The 252-nt window shown below is 56.0% G+C and carries 1 pseudogene; it reads left to right on the top strand.

Features of this window, described 5'->3' with window-relative positions:
• Positions 1–239: pseudogene (locus tag ACHAC9_RS24655) on the top strand (IS4 family transposase); the annotation flags it as partial.
• Positions 240–252: the final 13 nt, after the last annotated feature.

Below are 252 nucleotides of genomic sequence, written 5' to 3'. Positions count from 1 at the left end.
TGGCGGTCAAGTGCGAACCGACCGAGGTGAGCTTCATCCGTGCCTTCCACCTGATCCAGTTCGAACTACATTGGGCTGGCGTGACAAGGTCGTATGGAAAACTACCCGCCTTGATGAAGCATTTGCGCGAAAGGTTGGTTAGCCTGCTCAAGGACGAACGGCCCGGCCGCAAATGCGACCGGGCCGTCAAGGCAACGCCGAAGCGCTATGCCGTTCGTAAGGTGAAGAAACTACCTTAACTGAACGGCATTA

The organism is Massilia sp. CMS3.1 (assembly GCF_051262535.1).
Classification (GTDB): domain Bacteria; phylum Pseudomonadota; class Gammaproteobacteria; order Burkholderiales; family Burkholderiaceae_D; genus Telluria.
This window is presented reverse-complemented; position numbering and strand designations above follow the sequence as displayed.